Source organism: Methylophaga sulfidovorans, assembly GCF_900114205.1.
Taxonomy (GTDB): Bacteria; Pseudomonadota; Gammaproteobacteria; order Nitrosococcales; family Methylophagaceae; genus Methylophaga; species Methylophaga sulfidovorans.
The window spans coordinates 75,670-94,025 of sequence record NZ_FOSH01000006.1 but is presented as its reverse complement, the minus strand read 5'-3'; the positions used below and the strand labels follow the sequence as shown (position 1 = coordinate 94,025).

20 protein-coding genes are annotated in these 18,356 nt (G+C 43.2%); 12 read left to right on the top strand and 8 right to left on the bottom strand.

Features of this window, described 5'->3' with window-relative positions; translation table 11 throughout:
- The first annotated feature begins 9 nt into the window (after positions 1-9).
- The 9 genes from BM232_RS06545 (at position 10) to BM232_RS06505 (ending at position 7,451) form a co-directional block, all read left to right on the top strand.
- A complete protein-coding gene (locus BM232_RS06545) occupies positions 10-2,043 on the top strand; it encodes a chemotaxis protein CheA (protein ID WP_091712589.1) in 2,034 nt (677 codons plus the stop codon).
- Between the two features lie 8 nt (positions 2,044-2,051).
- Positions 2,052-3,107 carry a protein-glutamate methylesterase/protein-glutamine glutaminase gene (locus BM232_RS06540; protein ID WP_091712587.1) on the top strand — a complete coding sequence of 352 codons (1,056 nt, stop codon included), beginning with the start codon at positions 2,052-2,054 and terminating at the stop codon, positions 3,105-3,107.
- 1 nt (position 3,108) lies between these two features.
- Positions 3,109-3,849: a flagellar motor protein gene (locus BM232_RS06535; RefSeq protein WP_091712585.1), complete on the top strand. Its 741-nt coding sequence runs from the start codon at positions 3,109-3,111 to the stop codon at positions 3,847-3,849.
- A gap of 10 nt (positions 3,850-3,859) precedes the next feature.
- The gene (gene motD, locus BM232_RS06530; protein WP_091712583.1) at positions 3,860-4,753 is read left to right on the top strand and encodes a flagellar motor protein MotD; all 894 of its coding nucleotides are present in this window, start codon (positions 3,860-3,862) and stop codon (positions 4,751-4,753) included.
- A 2-nt stretch (positions 4,754-4,755) separates the two neighbouring features.
- Complete coding sequence (locus BM232_RS06525) at positions 4,756-5,544, top strand: ParA family protein (RefSeq protein ID WP_091712582.1); 789 nt, start codon at positions 4,756-4,758, stop codon at positions 5,542-5,544.
- On the top strand, positions 5,537-6,298 hold the full coding sequence (locus tag BM232_RS06520) for a chemotaxis protein CheW (protein WP_091712580.1): 762 nt from the start codon (positions 5,537-5,539) through the stop codon (positions 6,296-6,298). Before BM232_RS06525 ends, BM232_RS06520 begins: the two co-directional genes overlap by 8 nt.
- A gap of 83 nt (positions 6,299-6,381) precedes the next feature.
- Entirely contained in the window at positions 6,382-6,855 is a 474-nt protein-coding gene (locus BM232_RS06515; RefSeq protein ID WP_091712578.1) for a chemotaxis protein CheW, read from the top strand.
- A gap of 12 nt (positions 6,856-6,867) precedes the next feature.
- A complete protein-coding gene (locus BM232_RS06510) occupies positions 6,868-7,050 on the top strand; it encodes a hypothetical protein (protein WP_091712575.1) in 183 nt (60 codons plus the stop codon).
- Between the two features lie 29 nt (positions 7,051-7,079).
- Positions 7,080-7,451, top strand: a complete 372-nt coding sequence (locus BM232_RS06505; protein ID WP_091712573.1) for a DUF2802 domain-containing protein — start codon at positions 7,080-7,082, stop codon at positions 7,449-7,451.
- On the opposite strand, the gene BM232_RS06500 is transcribed toward BM232_RS06505, so the two are convergent.
- The 3 genes from BM232_RS06500 to BM232_RS06490 all read right to left on the bottom strand — a co-directional run bounded on the left by BM232_RS06500 (position 7,448) and on the right by BM232_RS06490 (position 11,427).
- A complete protein-coding gene (locus BM232_RS06500; RefSeq protein WP_091712570.1) occupies positions 7,448-9,265 on the bottom strand; it encodes a putative bifunctional diguanylate cyclase/phosphodiesterase in 1,818 nt (605 codons plus the stop codon). The two genes, BM232_RS06505 and BM232_RS06500, sit on opposite strands and share 4 nt — an antisense overlap.
- A 192-nt stretch (positions 9,266-9,457) precedes the next feature.
- Positions 9,458-9,745 carry an EscU/YscU/HrcU family type III secretion system export apparatus switch protein gene (locus tag BM232_RS06495; protein ID WP_091712568.1) on the bottom strand — a complete coding sequence of 96 codons (288 nt, stop codon included), beginning with the start codon at positions 9,743-9,745 and terminating at the stop codon, positions 9,458-9,460.
- A complete protein-coding gene (locus BM232_RS06490; protein ID WP_091712565.1) occupies positions 9,742-11,427 on the bottom strand; it encodes a flagellar hook-length control protein FliK in 1,686 nt (561 codons plus the stop codon). The genes BM232_RS06495 and BM232_RS06490 overlap by 4 nt, the downstream gene beginning before the upstream one ends.
- Positions 11,428-11,492: 65 nt before the next feature.
- Here BM232_RS06490 and BM232_RS06485 point away from each other — a divergent pair, with 65 nt between their 5' ends.
- Complete coding sequence (locus tag BM232_RS06485) at positions 11,493-12,374, top strand: pentapeptide repeat-containing protein (protein WP_177207272.1); 882 nt, start codon at positions 11,493-11,495, stop codon at positions 12,372-12,374.
- Here BM232_RS06485 and BM232_RS06480 read toward each other — a convergent pair.
- The 4 genes from BM232_RS06480 to pgl are packed head-to-tail and all read right to left on the bottom strand — an operon-like array spanning position 12,363 to position 15,084.
- Positions 12,363-12,983 carry a DUF2238 domain-containing protein gene (locus BM232_RS06480; protein ID WP_091712560.1) on the bottom strand — a complete coding sequence of 207 codons (621 nt, stop codon included), beginning with the start codon at positions 12,981-12,983 and terminating at the stop codon, positions 12,363-12,365. The genes BM232_RS06485 and BM232_RS06480 overlap by 12 nt on opposite strands.
- Before the next feature lie 17 nt (positions 12,984-13,000).
- A complete protein-coding gene (gene apaG, locus BM232_RS06475; protein ID WP_091712557.1) occupies positions 13,001-13,381 on the bottom strand; it encodes a Co2+/Mg2+ efflux protein ApaG in 381 nt (126 codons plus the stop codon).
- 3 nt (positions 13,382-13,384) lie between these two features.
- Entirely contained in the window at positions 13,385-14,371 is a 987-nt protein-coding gene (gene glk, locus BM232_RS06470; RefSeq protein WP_091712555.1) for a glucokinase, read from the bottom strand.
- A gap of 2 nt (positions 14,372-14,373) precedes the next feature.
- Positions 14,374-15,084 (bottom strand): 6-phosphogluconolactonase, encoded by a 711-nt coding sequence (gene pgl / locus BM232_RS06465; protein ID WP_091712552.1) that lies wholly within the window; start codon positions 15,082-15,084, stop codon positions 14,374-14,376.
- A gap of 157 nt (positions 15,085-15,241) precedes the next feature.
- Between pgl and BM232_RS06460 the strand changes: the two genes are divergently transcribed.
- Entirely contained in the window at positions 15,242-15,931 is a 690-nt protein-coding gene (locus BM232_RS06460) for an SIMPL domain-containing protein (RefSeq protein WP_091712550.1), read from the top strand.
- Between the two features lie 46 nt (positions 15,932-15,977).
- Here BM232_RS06460 and ilvA read toward each other — a convergent pair whose 3' ends face one another.
- Positions 15,978-17,492 (bottom strand): threonine ammonia-lyase, biosynthetic, encoded by a 1,515-nt coding sequence (gene ilvA, locus BM232_RS06455; RefSeq protein WP_091712548.1) that lies wholly within the window; start codon positions 17,490-17,492, stop codon positions 15,978-15,980.
- A gap of 162 nt (positions 17,493-17,654) precedes the next feature.
- Between ilvA and rpiA the strand changes: the two genes are divergently transcribed.
- The gene (rpiA, locus tag BM232_RS06450) at positions 17,655-18,320 is read left to right on the top strand and encodes a ribose-5-phosphate isomerase RpiA (protein WP_091712546.1); all 666 of its coding nucleotides are present in this window, start codon (positions 17,655-17,657) and stop codon (positions 18,318-18,320) included.
- Positions 18,321-18,356 lie beyond the last annotated feature (36 nt).

Below are 18,356 nucleotides of genomic sequence, written 5' to 3'. Positions count from 1 at the left end.
AAATGATTCATGGCGCTGGACACAGATGATGAAATCCTGCAAGACTTTCTTGTTGAAGCAGAAGAAATATTAGAAGGTCTCAATGAGCAGCTTGTTGAACTAGAAAATAGTCCACAGGATGCTGATCTCCTTAACTCCATCTTTCGTGGTTTTCATACCATTAAAGGCGGTGCAGGCTTTCTTAGTCTGGAAGCAATGGTTAATCTTTGTCATAAGAGTGAGGATTTATTCAATCTGTTAAGACAAGGTGAACGCTTTGTCGATGCCGATATGATGGATACCTTCCTCAAAGTGCTCGATATTCTTAACACCATGTTTGCTGAAATCAAATCTGGTGAATATCCAAGCCCTGCTGATGATGAAATTATTAAACAGTTATCTGCATATATTAATAGTGACTCAGCTGTGGCTGCGCCTGAACCAGAGCCAGAGCCAGAAGTCGTGGAAGAGCAAAAAGTTGAGGAAGTTGCCCCTCCTCAAGAAGCTGAACCGGCTAGTGCTGCTGCAGATGATGAAATAACAGACGATGAATTTGAAGCACTGTTAGACCAACTCCATGGTAATTCTGCGCCTGGTATTAAAGACGCAGAAAAAGCAGACGCACCAGCTCCTGCTCCCGCAACACCGTCATCAAGCTCATCAGATAGTGATGATATAACTGAAGAGGAGTTTGAGGCACTTCTGGACGAACTACAGGGAGCGAAAAAAGTACAAGCTGAAAACCCCACTCCCCCACCTGCAACACCTAAACCAGCTAGTCCACCGCCATCAGATAAAACGGCCGAAACTAAAGCTTCTGCACCTAAACCTGCAGAAAAAGCGCCTGCGGCTGAAAAGGTTGAAGCAAAAGCGGCTCCTGCTAAACAAGCCGCTGATACCAGTGTACGTGTCGATACAAGCCGTCTTGATGAAATCATGAATATGGTGGGTGAACTCGTACTGGTCAGAAACCGTATAAGTACACTTGAGTCAGCTTTTGACAATGAAGAGATGGCTAAAGCTGTCAATAATCTACGTGTCGTCACAGGGGATCTGCAGACCGCTGTAATGAAAACACGTATGCAGCCAATCAAAAAAGTATTTGGTCGTTTCCCCCGTGTTGTGCGTGATATCGCCAGAAGCCTGAAAAAAGACATTGATCTCGAACTTCGTGGTGAAGAAACCGATCTCGATAAAAATTTAGTCGAAGCACTGGCCGATCCACTTGTGCATTTAGTCAGAAATGCAGTTGATCATGGTATTGAAATGCCCGATGTACGTGAAGCAGCTGGTAAACCACGTCAAGGTAAAGTGTTACTTTCAGCCGCTCAAGAAGGTGATCATATTTTACTGACCATCGCGGATGATGGTGCAGGTATGAATCCTGAAACTCTACGTCGTAAAGCTGTTGAAAAAGGCATGATGGACGAAGACACCGCGGCAAGACTTACTGAATCCGAGTGTTTTTCACTGATTTTCTCCCCCGGCTTTTCAATGAAACAGGAAATATCCGATATTTCCGGTCGTGGTGTTGGCATGGATGTGGTGAAAACCAGCATATCGAAACTGAATGGCGTTATTGATATTCAGTCTGAGGTTGGTGTTGGTACAACACTATCCATTAAGGTCCCTCTGACACTTGCCATTATGCCGACATTGATGGTGATGTTGGGTGAACAAATTTTTGCATTCCCGTTGGTGAACGTGAATGAGATATTCCATCTCGATCTGTCTAAAACCAATGTGGTGGATGGTCAACAAACCATTATGGTGAGAAATAAAGCCTTACCTTTATTTTATCTCAGCAAATGGCTGACCAAAGGCCGTACTGATGTGAAAAAACCTGAAATTGAACATGTTGTTATCGTGAATGTGGGTACTCAGCGTGTCGGCTTTGTTGTTGATGTATTGCTGGGACAAGAAGAAGTTGTTATTAAACCGCTTGGAGCTTTGTTACAAGGAACTCATGGGTTTGCTGGCGCGACTATTACTGGTGACGGCCGCATCGCATTAATTCTGGATTTCCCAGAATTAATGAAAGTCCATGCTAACCGTGGATATTAGGAGTAGGTGTGACGGTTAAAGTTCTGATAGTCGATGACTCAAGTTTTTTCCGTAAACGTCTTGCTGAAATCATAGCAACCGATCCGCGACTTCAAGTAATTGCTACCGCCAGTAATGGCGAAGAAGCTATTAGAGAAGTACAACGTCACCACCCGGATGTGGTGACAATGGACTTAGAAATGCCAGTGATGGATGGCATTACTGCAGTACGTAAAATAAAAGCGATTCGTAATACACCTGTACTCATGTTGTCGACCTGGACAACGGAAGGGGCAAAATCAACACTAGATGCACTGGAAGCCGGTGCGACTGATTTTTTACCGAAGCGTTTTGAAGATTTATCCAGTGATAAAGTCGAAGCCCAGCGTAAGCTTTGTCAGCGAATCTATCAACTATCCAGTGGTTTCCATGCCAGTCAGTCAGATTTATCAACGACAAGTAGAATAGTAAAAAGCCAGGCATCGGTGCCAGTCAAAGCTGATAAATCCTTAAATACTACGCCAGAACTGGTTGCCATTGGCACATCGACGGGAGGCCCCGTCGCCTTACAAAAAGTATTAACACAATTACCAGCGAGTTTTCCCTGCCCTATTTTACTAATTCAACATATGCCGGCAACGTTTACCCCCTCATTTGCAGAACGCATAAATACACAATGTGCCATTCGGGTAAAACAGGCTGAAAATGGCGAACACTTGCAAGCAGGTACCGCTTACCTGGCACCCGGCGGCCAACAAATGTTGCTTAAAGGTCGCCCCAATCATCTCTATCTTAGTATTGAAGCCGGTGATGTAAATGAAACCTATAAACCCTGCGTTGATCTGACATTTGATTCTGTTGCGAGTATTTGCGGGGCGAAAACTCTGGCTGTGATTTTAACGGGCATGGGTAGTGATGGCCGTAATGGCTGTGAAAATATCAAGAAAAAAACCGGCACTGTCTGGGCTCAGGATCAAGAAAGCAGTACGATTTATGGCATGCCAATGGCTGTCGCTAAAGCCGGCCTTGCTGACAAAATTCTTGATATCAACGATATTGGTCGACAACTGGCGGAACTGAGTTGATATGGATATTTTGAGTATCATCGGACTCATCATTGGTTTCGGTGCCATACTGATAGGTCAGTATCTTGAAGGTGGTCATATAGACACCATTCTTAATGCTGTTGCTCTATTGATTGTGATGGGCGGTACGCTTGGTGCAGTTATGTTGCAAACACCGATGAATACATTTCTGCGCGCCATGCGAATGTCTCTATGGATCATCAAACCACCCAAATTATCACCTCGCCTGCAATTAGAAAAAATACTGGAATGGAATCAGGTTGCACGACGAGAAGGATTAATCAAACTGGAATCTATGGCGATTGAAGAAAGCGATCTCTTCACGCAAAAAGGCCTGCAATTGATTGCGGATGGCATTGAGCCGGAAGTTTTGAGGGAAGTCTTGGAAAATGATCTGGATATTCAGGAATCAGATGATTTCCAGGCAGCTAAAGTGTTTGAGGCTATGGGTGGCTACTCACCTACTATCGGTATTATTGGTGCCGTTATGGGACTGATTCATGTTATGGGAAATCTGGCAGATCCAGCCTCACTTGGTTCTGGCATTGCTGTCGCTTTTGTCGCCACAATTTATGGTGTAGGCCTCGCTAACTTATTATTTCTACCTATAGGTAACAAGCTAAAAGCGCTGATTAATAAACGTAGTCGTCTTCAAATGATGTTGATTGAAGGATTAATTGGTGTAGCTGATGGTGATAATCCAAGAAACATCGAAAGTCGCCTTCAAGCCTATTTAAACTGAGTGATGATCTATGGCTCGTCGAAAAAGACATGAAGAACATGAAAATCACGAACGTTGGCTAGTTTCTTATGCTGACTTTATCACCCTTTTATTTGCTTTTTTTGTCGTGATGTATTCTATCTCTTCCGTTAATGAAGGTAAGTATCGGGTACTTTCAGATACCCTGGAAGCAGTCTTCTCTCAACCCGTCCGTAGTAAAGATCCAATACAAATTGGCGAAGTGAGTCGGGGTAAAGGTGAGGTGGTGATTGAACCTCTCACACCAGCAGTACCAGAAACACCATTACCGGAAGTCGTCTCAAATTTTCCGCCTAAAGCCACAGATGATGATATCCGAACTATCAACGATTTATCCAAACAGTTCAGTTCTGCCCTATCCGATTGGATTAAATCTGACGATGTTACGATAAAACAAGGTGAAGACTGGCTGGAGCTGGAAATAAAGTCCCGGGTTTTATTCGAAAGTGGTGAAGCCAGACTGGCCCGCCCTGCTATACCTGTTCTGGGCGAGATCGCCAGTATCTTACAAAAATCAGCAAATCCTATTCAGGTTGAAGGGTTTACTGACAATAATCCCATTAATACACCGCGCTTTCCTTCAAACTGGGAATTGTCAGCAGCTCGTGCTGCCAGTGTTGTGCATCTACTGGACAGATACGGTATTCAACCTGACCGTATGTCGGCTATTGGCTATGGTGAATATAAACCGATTGCGAATAATGACACTGAAGCAGGCCGGCAGAAAAATCGCCGGGTCGTATTGGTGGTTTTGGGTAATGACTTGAGTCGTCGCGATATCAATGTATTCCATGATTCCAGCGCTGGCACTCCTTCATCGAAAGCATCAACTACTAGTAGTTCTGGCACAAACCAGTCAGGCCAAAATAATACAGGTGAACAATAATCATGGCTGTCTGGGCAATATGTAATCAAAAAGGTGGTGTAGCAAAAACGACGACGGTAGTGTCGCTTGCCAGCTTACTTGCTCAAAAAGGTGAACCAGTGCTGATGCTCGATCTTGATCCTCATGGCTCACTGACGACGTATCTTGGTTATGATCCTGACAGCATTGAAACCAGTATTTACACCCTGTTTCAGCAATTAGATAACACACCAAAAGAAGCTATTTTAAAGAGCCTGAAAAAAACACGTCACGATAATATCTTCTTATTACCCGCATCCACCGCGATGGCAACGCTTGACCGGCAGCTAGGTGCACAACAGGGTAAAGGCTTGGTGATTCGCAAAACATTAAGCTTTTTCAAAGATCGGTTTAAGCACGTCCTCATTGACTGCCCACCTATGCTTGGGGTTTTAATGATCAATGCACTGGCAGCCTGCGATAAATTGATTATTCCAGTACAGACTGAGTTTTTATCGCTCAAAGGCCTTGAGCATATGTTACATACCGTCTCGATGATTAATCATTCGCGTCGAAGTGCCCTGCCCTATTTTATAGTACCCACCATGCATGATGGTCGAACAAAAGCGGCCATCGATTGCTTGGCAGAATTACATAAACGTTATGGAGATAATGTCTGGCAAAGTTTTGTACCCGTTGATATCGGCTTTCGTGAAGCCAGTAAGCTTGGACTACCTTTACCAGAAATGTCTCCTGATAGCGCGGGCACACGAGCCTATAAGCAGTTACTGAATATGTTGACTGAGCCAGAAGTGAGTATATCCAATGGCTAAGAAAAAAATTTATGAACAGCGGGAAGCTTTATCTGCTTATTTCAATGAGATGCTGGAAGATTCCACCCAGTCCTCGAGTGAGGACGTTGTAGAACGCTCAGAAATGCCTATAAGCAAACCGACATTGAAACAAACTGTCATATTTCCGTCAGAAGACATTATTCAGCCAGTTGACGACGTCGTACCCCCAGCAACCACTCTATTGCCTATATCTACACCAATAAACACCGAGGAACTTCAATCTGAAGAGGTGAACAGCGAAGCTGAGTCAGCAATAGAACAGCAGACGCAAACTGATATCACGATAGAAACACCGGCAGACGATATACCGATACAGAATATCGTTCTCAAAATATTATTATGTGATATCGGTGGCATGAAAGTCGCTATCAAAGTAGATGCACTTGATAATATTATTCGCTGGCCTTCACATGGCTTGAGCCAGATTCCTGGACGCAAATCATGGGAGGTCGGCTTATTTAGCGATAATGGTCAAAATACCAATGTTATTGATATAAGAACGCTGTTACATACACCCAACAAAGAAACAGCTTTAAAAGCAAACTATATACTCCTGGTCAATGACAGACGTACAGGTATCGCATGCGATAACATTGAGCAAATTATCAATAAAAACAGTGGTGAAATTAACTGGCGACATGATACAAGTCAGCGACCATGGTTTACAGGCGTACTGAGCGAAACAATGCACAGTATTTTGGATATCTCTGCCATCATTAATGCCTTAGAGTGATATTAAGTGGCATGATGTCTGCATATCCTTTATCAGCAGCTCGCTGTCATAAAAATGACAGCCATATCAGAAGGTCATAAAACATGAGCGAGAAAGATAATAGTAACGAAAACCCTATATTACAGTGGGTCACATACCAACTCGAAGACGAATACTATGGTATTAACGTTATGCAGGTGCAGGAAGTATTACGCATGACCGAAATTGCGCCAGTACCAGGTGCGCCTTCTTATGTACTGGGTATTATTAATTTACGTGGCAATGTGGTGACCGTCATTGATACCCGTATGCGCTTTGGTTTAAATGCAATTGAACCTGATGATCGAGCTCGGATTATCGTTGTAGAAGTGTCTGGTCACGTTATCGGTATGCTGGTCGACTGTGTGGCAGAAGTTGTTTATTTACGCCAGTCTGAAATTGACACTGCGCCGAACGTCAGTGATGACAGTTCACGCTTTATTCAAGGTGTCTGCAAGCGTGAGAAATATTTGTTGATTCTGGTCGACGTCAATAAATTATTAAACGATGAAGAGATTGCTGATATCTCTGGTTTTTAAGGGATAATGAGTATGGCTGATGATATCAACCCTATCCAGCCGACCACACCCTTGCCGGTTATCCATCCTGTTTCTGATGAGGATAAGCCTGCTCCACAGGATCAACATAAAAAGAAAAAAGAGACGCCGGAAGAAGATGAGAAACCGCATCCAAAAGAGGATGATAAAGGCGAGTTTATTGATGAGTATGTTTAAGTTCAGACAGATGTCTGAGGAGTAAAACCATGACTATTTTCGTCGTATTTACTGTAATGAGTGCCGTATTCCTGGTCATTGGCCTTGCTACCATGCGCCTGCTGAAAATGCATCAATTACAAGCTAAACGTATTCATGACCTGCAAAATCAAATCACTGCATTATGCTCTGGCGCTGCTGGAACAGATGAACGTATTCATAAATTCGAACAAACACTGAGCAAAATTCGTGATCATCAACGTAGCCTAGATTTGAGCGCTAACCATCAACCAGGTTACGATCATGCAATTCGCTTAGCAAAGAAAGGGGCGGATATTCAACAACTGATAAACAACTGTAATCTAAGCGATGAAGAGGCTCATCTGATTACCACATTACATGGACAGCGTAGCGTACATTAATCTTTTGGTTTAGGTATCTTAGCGCTCGGTTTACCCACTAAAAAGCCTTGAACCATATCAACGCCATAATTTTTTAATAATTCTAAAGTGCTTTTTCTTTCGACAAACTCGGCCACCGTCTTTTTACCAAGACTATGAGCAATATCGATCATGGATTTCACTAATTGCTGATCGACCGGGTCATTATCCAAATCGGTGATAAATCCGCCGTCAATTTTCAAAATATCGACAGGGAAATGTTTTAAATAACTGTACGAGTTAAAGCCTGCCCCAAAATCATCAAGTGCAAACCGACATCCCAGTGCCCGCAAATCCGATACCATCCTTCTCGTCTGCTCAAAGTTAGATATAGCATAGGTTTCGGTAATTTCAAATACAATACGATTCGGATCTATCTTAGTCTGACTGAGTTTATCTCTTACTAGCTTGTATAAATTCTCATCAAGAAATACATTACCAGAGAGATTGATAGCAAATGATAGATTCTCCGGCATATTCACTATAAGCTCAAAGACTTTCGCTACCACCCAAAAATCAATTTGGTGTATTAAGCCCATTGCTTCGGCAACAGGAATGAACTCTTTAGGATAAAAAATAACGTTGCCTTCACCACGCATGCGAATCAGGCACTCATAGTGAGAGACTTGTTCAGCCTCCAGTGAATAAATTGGCTGGAACTCCAATAAAAACAAGCCTTCTTTTAACGCGGCCCGAATTCTTGGTGCCCATTCCACACTGTGGCGTAAGGTATGCATTTCACGATCATCAGGACTATATAAATGCACTCTGTTACGTCCGCGTGTTTTCGCGGTATAACAAGCCTGATTAGAATGTGATAACACTTCACCTACCGTGGTGGCATTATCCGCATCAATAATTTTTAAACCGATGCTCGCTGACAGGTGATAATGATGTCCATGGTGTTCAAAATCATAACCGTCAAACAGATTACGTAAATCTTCGGCTAATTTTATCGCTGTTTCTTTATTTGTATTATTAACCAGTACAGCAAACTCATCCGAACCAATACGTACCAAAATATCGTTGATATTAAAATAACGTCTCAGGGAATTAGCCACCTGTACTAGCAGCGTATCGCCGGCTTCATGCCCTTCGGCATCGTTCAGGACTTTGAAGCTGTCTAAATCAATATAAAAAAGCGCACTGACGCTCATAAAATTACGCACCTGACTCAAGGTCATATCAAGTGCATTTTCCAAACGTCGTCGATTAGCCAAGCCAGTTAAATCATCGTGATTAACAGAAAACTGTAAGCGCGCTTCCATCACTTTCAGGTTAGCAAGCTCATCTTCAAGCTCTGTTTGTCGTTTAAACGTTTTATCGCGTTCCCGTTTAACAGCCAATGCCGTCATAATCGCTGGAGGCAATGATTCAGCCGTCATTGGGTGATAAAGCAGCGAAGTCACACCATGGCCTAAATCAGTGAGCAGCTGAGCATGATCCCAGATTGATTGCCTGCATAAAGAAATGATGGGGATTAAGCGCCATTCATCAAACTGATCCATCACCATACGAATATCTTTGGTAGAAATTCCAGGTAAATCATTATCTAAAATCAGTAAGTCGATATCTGACAAATCGTTATCGATACTCTGGCGGAGTAACAACATAACACCATCAGTATCAGTCGCACTTTGAATACGCTTAAAACCACTAATCTCAAGCAGGGTTTTTGTAAATGCCGTTTCGGCTGGTTGGCGGCCGCCAATGATGATTTTTGCATCAAGGAGTTCTGTAACTGAAGCTATGCTAGCAGGTAGATCAGATTTCTGATCAAGTGCTATCTCACGCATCAACGTTTCCTTGATTTTATTTTTCATCAGTTAGGGGAGCTACATTATGTAGACCGGAAATTAAACATGCACCGACAATATCGGATATATATATTAAAATCAACACTTAATGTTATTTTTGTAATGCTGATTATAAAGTTTATAAGCGTGTTTATGGAAAATAGTCTCGGATAAAAATGCTGACTTTCAGCTTCAGTTTTTATTTTCTCTTTTATTTACAGGAACTTTTCCTGACACCAAGTACGCATAGGCAATAACTTCAGCAATTGCTCTATAAAGCATCGGGGGAATTTCTTCCCCAAGCTTGAGTTCACTCAATAACTCAGTCAACAGCGCATCCTCACGTAACGGGATATTATGTTCGCGAGCTATGCGAATAATTTCTTCGGCAATATCACCTTGGCCGCTGGCAGTAACAATAGGCGCATTTTCACCATCATATTGAAGCGCTATGGCATGCAGAACATCTTTCTCACTCATACTGAAATATCCACCAGATAATCTTTGTGCTCTGTCATTACTGTCGGTGTCACAGGCTTTACGATCCCTTGTCTACAACTTAAATGACTGACATTAAGCCCTATATCATTTAAACGTCCATCCAAACGATCTAAATAACTTGTCAATAATGTGGCGCTTTGCTGGCGTTCAGCTAATAACACTACACTCACGTCCAAGGCATGTAATGTGATTCTGGCCTGCATAGGACCTAAATTCTGAGTTTCAAGATTGAGTTGTACCTGCCAAATCGCTGAATCCTTATCTTTACTATTCCCTGTATATTGCTGCTCAATCCGCATCTGCAGCATTTCCAGTTGCTGCTTTTCCTTAACCGGAAGATCAAATAACCAGACATTGGCGTTGGTATTGAGATCATTATCTTGCACCATCGACAATTGATTAAACTGAATTTTCGCAGTGACTGACTCAACATCCTGTAATAAATCACGCATCATTTGAAACTCAATTGCTCGTGAAACAGCTTGTTGTGCATTTGTCGCCATATTCACTATAGGTGCGGTCGTGGTCGGTGCCGGGCTTGTGGCTACGGGTACTTGTGGTTTATCTGGGCTGGACGCTGTAGTTAATCCTGCCAGTAAACTGAATAGTAACTGCGTTGGTGTTTGTCCTCGATTAGCTAGTGCCGGTGATACCTGTGCCGGGAGAGCTCGCATATCCTGAGGTGTGGATAATATTTGCCTGATAGCGGTTTGCACCTCCACCGGTAATTGTTTTATCAACTCAGGGTTATCCAGTAATTTGGGTAATAATGGTGATTGCAATTGTGTTCTCAGCACATCTGCTAAACGTAGTAAATTCCCTTTCAGGTTCTGCTGTAAATCCGGCTGAGCGGTTGTTTGTTTTAACTGACTTTCAAGAAAGACACCACTGTTATTAATCGTTTGCTGCAGTTTTTCCGGCTGCTGTAAGGTGCTCTTATCCACCACATTTTGTATCAAACTGCTTAATGCCTGTCGTACAGGTTCTGGCAGAGATTGTGTGGTAGCCGATGACAAATTAAGGTTTGTCGGTTTGGTTATCAGATTCTGTAATAAAGGCAATAATTCTCGCTGATAATTCATCACCCCCTGTTCGCGAGTCGCAGCATCCGGCATGATTTTGACCGATAACGGTAGTGTCTTTAATACCTCAACAGCGAGTTTATCCCCCGTTTTAAAAAGCTGATTGATGCCACTGACATCAATTTCCATTAGCTTAGGTAAAGCATTATTTAATTGAGCAAGCTGATTAGCCTGAGGCTGAGTCACCGTCGCATCAGTAATAAATTTAGGCGTGACTAACAAGCGATTTTGCGCAAGTATTTTAACCACATCGGCGGCAATGACCTGCCTAGCTTTTAACAGCGTTGCCAATGTCATCGGTTCCAGATCGACTTTTTGTACAGAAGCTGGGGTTAATTGAATGACTGGCTGACCAGCGTCGACAGATTTCTGCAGAATGACTTTTTGCCCTGGTGCCAACTCTTGCTGTGTATTGACTTGAAAAACCTTGTCTCCAAGCTGAAGTTTAATCTGATCGGCATTAACTCTTCCGATCACTGTCGCCTCCACTTTTTGGCCGACAGGAAGTGCATCCGCTAATTTTGTAGAGGCATTTACAATCACTTCAGTATTCGGCTGTTGAGATCTATTTATCTGCATAAAGTCACTATCTAACTCGACATGATGCTAGTATAGCAATCTGGTTATTGCTAAGAGCAATGGCAATGAAACATAAAAATGGACAATGGTACATTCATAAGCAGGGAAAAATTTCTGGCCCGTTTACCGCTTCCGTTATCAGCAATCACTTAAAAGTTGGTCGTCTTGCTTTAGAAGATGAGGTCTCTCGTGATCGTCGTCATTGGCATAGCTTTGCTGATTCTGTTGATTTCGCTACTCCCCCAGCAAAAGATCAGCCTGTAAAAGGCTATTTAGATGAGCGTACAGGTCTGGATCGGCGTAATACAACGGATACCGAAGTCGATGAGTCAGTATTACAACAGCGTAAAGGCGAACGGCGTGAAGAGGAAGCGGAGATAGAGCTGAAACGACGTTATCTGCGACGAATACTCATGCACCGTTACTTAAACCGTAACCAGAAAATATTCTGGCCTAGCGTCTCTATTTTAATCGTTCTTGCCATTGTCAGTATTTTAGCCATTGAGTTTCCGACTCCATTGCCTACCCCACAATCTGATTGCCAGTCACCAGCAACACCGAAGGCTAATTGGAATAACTGTCAGCTCTCAGGCCAAAATCTAACTAACACCAATCTCTCCATGGCGTTAATGCGTGGTAGTAACCTAAGTAATACTAACTTGATGAATAGTGACTTATCGGGAGCAGATTTGGCTTATAGTGATCTGCGTAAGGCTAATCTGAGTTACGCCCTATTAACTAACGCAGACCTGAAAGGCGCAAACTTAAGAGACGCAGATTTAGGTGATGCCGATTTGTCTTATGCAGATTTGTCATACGCCGATTTAACCCGAGCTAATATCAATGGCGCTAATCTGGAAGGCGTTAAGTTAGATAGTGCCATCTGGATTAATGGCACGATATGTGGCAAGGACTCAGTTGGTGAATGCCGACAATCAGTGCAATAGTTCTTTTAGCTGACGGTCCTGAGTACCAGCAAAAGCCCATTGAGCAAAGATACTGCCATTTAAGGCTAAGAACATATCCCACTGCGTATCCCAGTTATCACCTTGTGTTCCCAGAAATGCCTCAGCCGCCTGAGCATTAATAACGGCAGCTGCCCATTCTACAAACTCGTAACAGGCACTAATAGCCAAGCTCACCGAACAGACCAGAAAAAATAACCATTTGCCACGTTGTAGCGGTGAGTTTCTCAGCAAAATTTCCCGGGCTAACAAAGCAGGTACTACACCCTGAATAAAATGCCCCAACCTATCATAATGGTTGCGGGCTAAATCAAACTCTTGCTGAATCCAGTTAAATAAGGGATTTTCTGCATACGTGTAATAACCACCAATAATCAATATAAAAGCAAAGATACTAATTGCTCGAATGGAAATAATCGTCAGGGGAAATTGTTTATGCGTGATAAGCAATATAGGTATGGCGATCATGACAGGCACTGTTTCCATAAACCAGGTCAACCGATCAGCAACCGGGTCAATAGCAGAAACAAGTAAGGCAATAGAAACTAATCCCAACCAGATCAGTTTTTCTTTATTATGACTTGTCAGCATTGTGCAGAGCTTATGGCTTAGTGCAGTTTACGTGGCGCAGCCAGGGTAAATGCAGGAATATTCACTTCAAAACGTTCGCCATTATCGCCCATCATTTTGTAGTGACCTTGCATCATACCGACAGGGGTATCTAACATAGCCGCACTGGTATATGTGAACTCCTGCTCAGGGGCAAGATAAGGATGAAGACCTACAACACCATCCCCTTCCACTTCTTGTTCATGACCATCGCCACCGGTAATTTTCCAATAACGCGACAAGAGCCTTGCAGATGATTGGCTATGATTTTTGATGGTGATGGTATAAGCGAATAGATAGCGAGCTTTTTCTGGATCGGACTCTGCATCCAGATAAGTCGTTTCTACATCAACTAAAATATCGTTATTTTGTTCATTCATGCGTTAATTATACATGGCTTTTTGTGCTAATAAGCGCGCACCTTTCAGACCGACTTCATCATCAAGTACAATATGAACCGGTATTTGCTTCATCAACGTCGTCATGCGGCCTTTTTCAACAAAACTGTTGATAAATGATGGCGCTCTGAACTTAGCAATATTCTTCAGCAGGATATTACCAACCAGATATACACCGCCTCTGGCTAATGTTGTCAGCGCTAAATTACCGGCTTGCGCTGCATAAATATCGACAAACATTTCTAGAGCTTCATTCGCTAAAACATCATTCTGTTCTATGGCAAACTGACTGATAGCAGACGCAGCATCACCATTGACCATAGCCAGGCGTAAGGCATTATTTTCGTCGATTTGTTTATAGTCACGCAGAAAATGATAAAGACTGACTAGCCCGCTACCACAGACAATGCGGTCATAAGACACATGCCCATGCCGTTGTTGTAAATGCTCCAGAAAAAGCTGTTGTGTCCGGTCTAATGGAGCAAAATCAACATGCCCTCCCTCTGTCGGAAAAACACGCCAGTCACCATTATCAGGAATCAATATCGCCTGCCCCAATCCGGTGCCAGCACCTAATACGACGCGGGGCGATGTATGACTAGACTCTCCGCTCTGTAATGTTTCAAAATCCTCAGACTGAAGACTGGCAATGCCGTGACCCACCGCTTCAAAATCATTACAAAGCGTGACCAGCTTGATTGAGAATTGTTTCTCAATCACGCTGGCATCTAACTTCCATGGTAATTTTGTTACTTGTCCGTACTGGCCACTGACCGGGCCGGCAAGCGCAATACAGGCTGAATCAATCGAATATGCTTGTGGCATCTGCTCAAAAAAAGCAGTGAGAATCAGATCAAAACTCTCAAAGCGTTGACTATCTAACCTAAGCTTGTATATGACATTACCGTCAGTATCGGATAACTCAAACAGTGTTTTTGTTCCACCTACATCGACGGCTAGCATATGTGACATAACTACTGACCCGCAGCGGCTTTATCCATAAACCAGTAATAATCATTTTCTGGCGCCAGGCGCTGTACTGGTAAGCCGGATAAAGCATCACTTGTAATATCCTTAACGATCGCAGCTTTTGCTTCACCGGCAATAAACACAATTACCTGACGGGCAGCATTGATAACGGGATAGGTAATAGTCACGCGCCATGAATCAAATTTTTCGACATAAAGGCTAGCCGTAAGTGTATCAGTTACCTCCAAAGCCGGAGTTTCCGGAAACAGTGAAGCAATATGACCATCGGGGCCTAAGCCTAACAACACTAAATCAAACGGTGCGCTATCCATAACCGTCTTCATGGTATCAGCGTAACGCACAGCCACGTCGGCTGCATCACCACTTTCTGTTGGCATACGATGCACGTTTTTTGATGGGATCGGTATTAAATCGATCATAGCCTGACGTGCCATCTTAAAATTACTATCATCATGTGTGGCAGGCACACAACGCTCATCACCAAAAAACAAATGTACCCGGGCCCAGTCAATCTGTTCGATATATGGCGATGTGGCTAATTTTTCATATAAACCTTTTGGCGTAGAACCACCTGCTAGTGCGACATAAAAAACACCTCTTTTTGCAATCGCTGATCGTGCTGTACTGACAAAATGTTCTGCGGCAGCGGTAATCAAGCTCGTCGCATCAGGCAGGATTTTTTGTTCTGCTTTCATTATGTTCCTCAATTTCTGATTATTTAAACTATGTTGAAATAGTAGTGATTAATCACCACCGTTCTCAAATGAATTTTAAGCATGATATATCAAAACTTAACGCTTTTGAGCTAGTCTTAAAAGACGCAGCATTTTTTATTCAATTAAGGAAGGACCTATGAAAAAAACTTTGGCACTCATTTCGCTTTTAGCCATCAGCCCGCTCAGTTTTGCTGAAGACGGCCTACAACTGGGCATGGTGACTCTGGATACCAGCGCCAGCATGGACGTTGAAAATGATGAGCTCATCACCCGTTTACAGGTTTTTGAGCAAGGAAAAGACCCGGCCAAATTAACTAATATGGTGAATAAAAAAACAGCCCTTGTTCTGGATGCGGTTAAAAATTTCAAAGCCATTAAAGCTGAAACATCTAACTACTCCACCCAGCCTATCTACGATGATGGCAAAATTGCCAGTTGGCGCGTCAGTCAACAGCTGACTCTGGAAACACGTCAGTTTGATCAAATGAGCCAATTTATTGCTGATATCAATACCCTGGCTAATATCCAATCTATGCAGTTTATGGTGTCGGATGACCGGGCTGAAAAAGTCAAAACTGAATTACTCAAACAAGCAATCAGCAAATTTAAAGATAAAGCGAAACTGATCAGCCACGAATTTGATCGCAGTGGTTACGAAATAGTGTCTATCTCGATTGATGGAAATGCCTTTAATCCCATGCCTATGATGGAACGTGCCAATATGCTGTCAGCCGATATGCAGATGAAAGGTGCTCCCGCCGCATTAGCGGGTGGTAGCAACGAAGTTTCAGTCAATGTGCGAGGCAGTATCAAACTTAATCAATAAAGTCTTCATATCCACGGCAGTACATAACACTGCCGTGGATACCTTATTATTTCAAAAACAGTTCATAAGCCGGATTATCTGTTTCTTCCCAGTAGGTGTAGCCCAAAGTATCGAGAAACGTTTGAAACTCCTGCTTATAGTCTTCTCCAACCTGAACACCCACGAGCACACGGCCATAATCAGCTCCATGGTTACGATAATGGAAAAGACTGATATTCCAGCGCTGCCCAATTCGGGTTAGGAAACGAAGTAAGGCGCCGGGGCGCTCTGGAAATTCAAATCGAATTAACCGTTCATTATCGACCTGAGGTGCATGCCCGCCGACCATATAACGCACATGCAATTTTGCAGTTTCATTATCAGTGAAATCGACCCAGTCATAGCCAGCATTATCCAGCTGTGAAAATAACTGTTGGCGCTCTTCTTCCTGACCATTCATGCGCACGCCGACAAATACCTGTGCTTGCTTGTCGTCAGCATAACGATAGTTAAATTCGGTAATACCTCGTTCGCCCAGTGTTTTACAGAATTTCTGGAAGCTGCCCGGTTGCTCATCGATTTTCGTGGCAAACAGCACTTCCCTGCGCTCACCAATTTCGGATCGCTCAGCGACATGACGTAAACGATCAAAGTTAATATTTGCACCGCTATTGATGGCAACGAGTTGCTCATTTTCCATCGGGTTGTTCGCTAAATATTTTTTCACACCAGCTACAGCCAAAGCACCAGAGGGCTCCGCAATAGAACGTGTGTCCTGAAAAATATCCATAATGGCGGCACATAACTCGTCACTACTGACCGTCACGACTTCGTCCACTGTTTCACGACAGATTCGGAAAGGTTCGACACCAATTTGTCTGACCGCAGTACCATCAGCAAACAAACCAACTTGATCCAATTTAACGCGTTCATCTGCATCCAGCGCGGCTTTCAAACTGGCTGCATCAGCCGGCTCGACGGCAATGATTTTGATTTCAGGCCAAAACGCTTTGATATAAGCCGACACTCCGGAAATTAGGCCACCACCACCAACAGGAACAAAAACAGCGTGAATGGGTTCTGGATGCTGACGGATAATTTCCATCGCAATCGTACCCTGCCCGGCGATGACTTCCGGATCATCATATGGGTGAATAAAGGTACGGCCATCTTTCTCAGCAACGGATAAGGCATAAGTGCTGGCATCGTCATAACTGTTGCCATGTAATTTAATTTCAGCGCCATAGGCGCGGACTGACTCGACCTTAATCGGTGGCGTGGTTTTGGGCATAACTATCAAAGCAGGAATATTCATTTTACTTGCTGCCAGCGCCACACCTTGCGCGTGATTTCCCGCAGAAGCGCAAACGACCCCGCGCTGACGTTCATCAGCAGATAGCTGACTCATGCGATTGTAAGCACCGCGCAATTTAAATGAAAAAACCGGCTGAAGGTCTTCCCGCTTGAGTAAAATCGTATTGTTAAGTCTTTTCGATAGGCGAGGCATCACCTCAAGAGGTGTTTCATTCGCTACATCATAAACGCGAGCTTTAAGAATTTTTTCTACGTATCCAGTCAGCATTTCAGCCCAAATCAATCAGTTATGTTGAGAAACAGGCTTAGTTATAAACAGCTAAATCCAGCCATCATTTTCTAAGCAATCGCTTACGTTACCATTGACCGCCATTTATCTCTATAATTGCCGGGATAATTTTTAAGTGATTTGAAACAAAGGAAGCTGCATATGAATGCTGATGAAATGAAAAAACAAGCTGCGTGGGCAGCGCTTGAGTACATTAAGGGTGATGGTATTGTCGGTGTAGGTACCGGCTCAACAGTCAATCACTTCATTGATGCGCTGGCGACAATCAAACATCGTATCGAAGGCGCAGTATCAAGCTCTGAAGCCTCTACACAAAAATTAGAAGCCAATGGCATCAAGGTATTTGATTTAAATGACTGCAATCAAATTGAAGTTTATGTCGATGGTGCAGATGAATCTAATCATTTACTGGAACTGGTAAAAGGTGGTGGTGGTGCTCTGACACGTGAAAAAATCATTGCCGCAGCCAGTAAACAATTTGTGTGTATTGCTGACGCTTCAAAACTGGTTGATGTATTGGGTAAATTCCCGCTACCTGTTGAAGTGATTCCAATGGCTCGTAGCTATGTCGCTCGTGAAATCGTCAAACTGGGTGGTCAACCGGTCTATCGTGAAGGTGTTATCACCGATAATGGTAATGTGATTCTGGATGTTCACGGTATGGATATCATGGAACCGATCAAATTAGAAAAAACACTAAACGATATCGTTGGTGTGGTAACAAACGGTTTATTTGCGATGCGTCCAGCCGATGTTCTGTTACTAGGTTCACCAGAGGGAACCAAAACCGTATTCGCGAAATCATAAAAGGCTAAACATGGACTGATCCTGCTCAGCGGGATC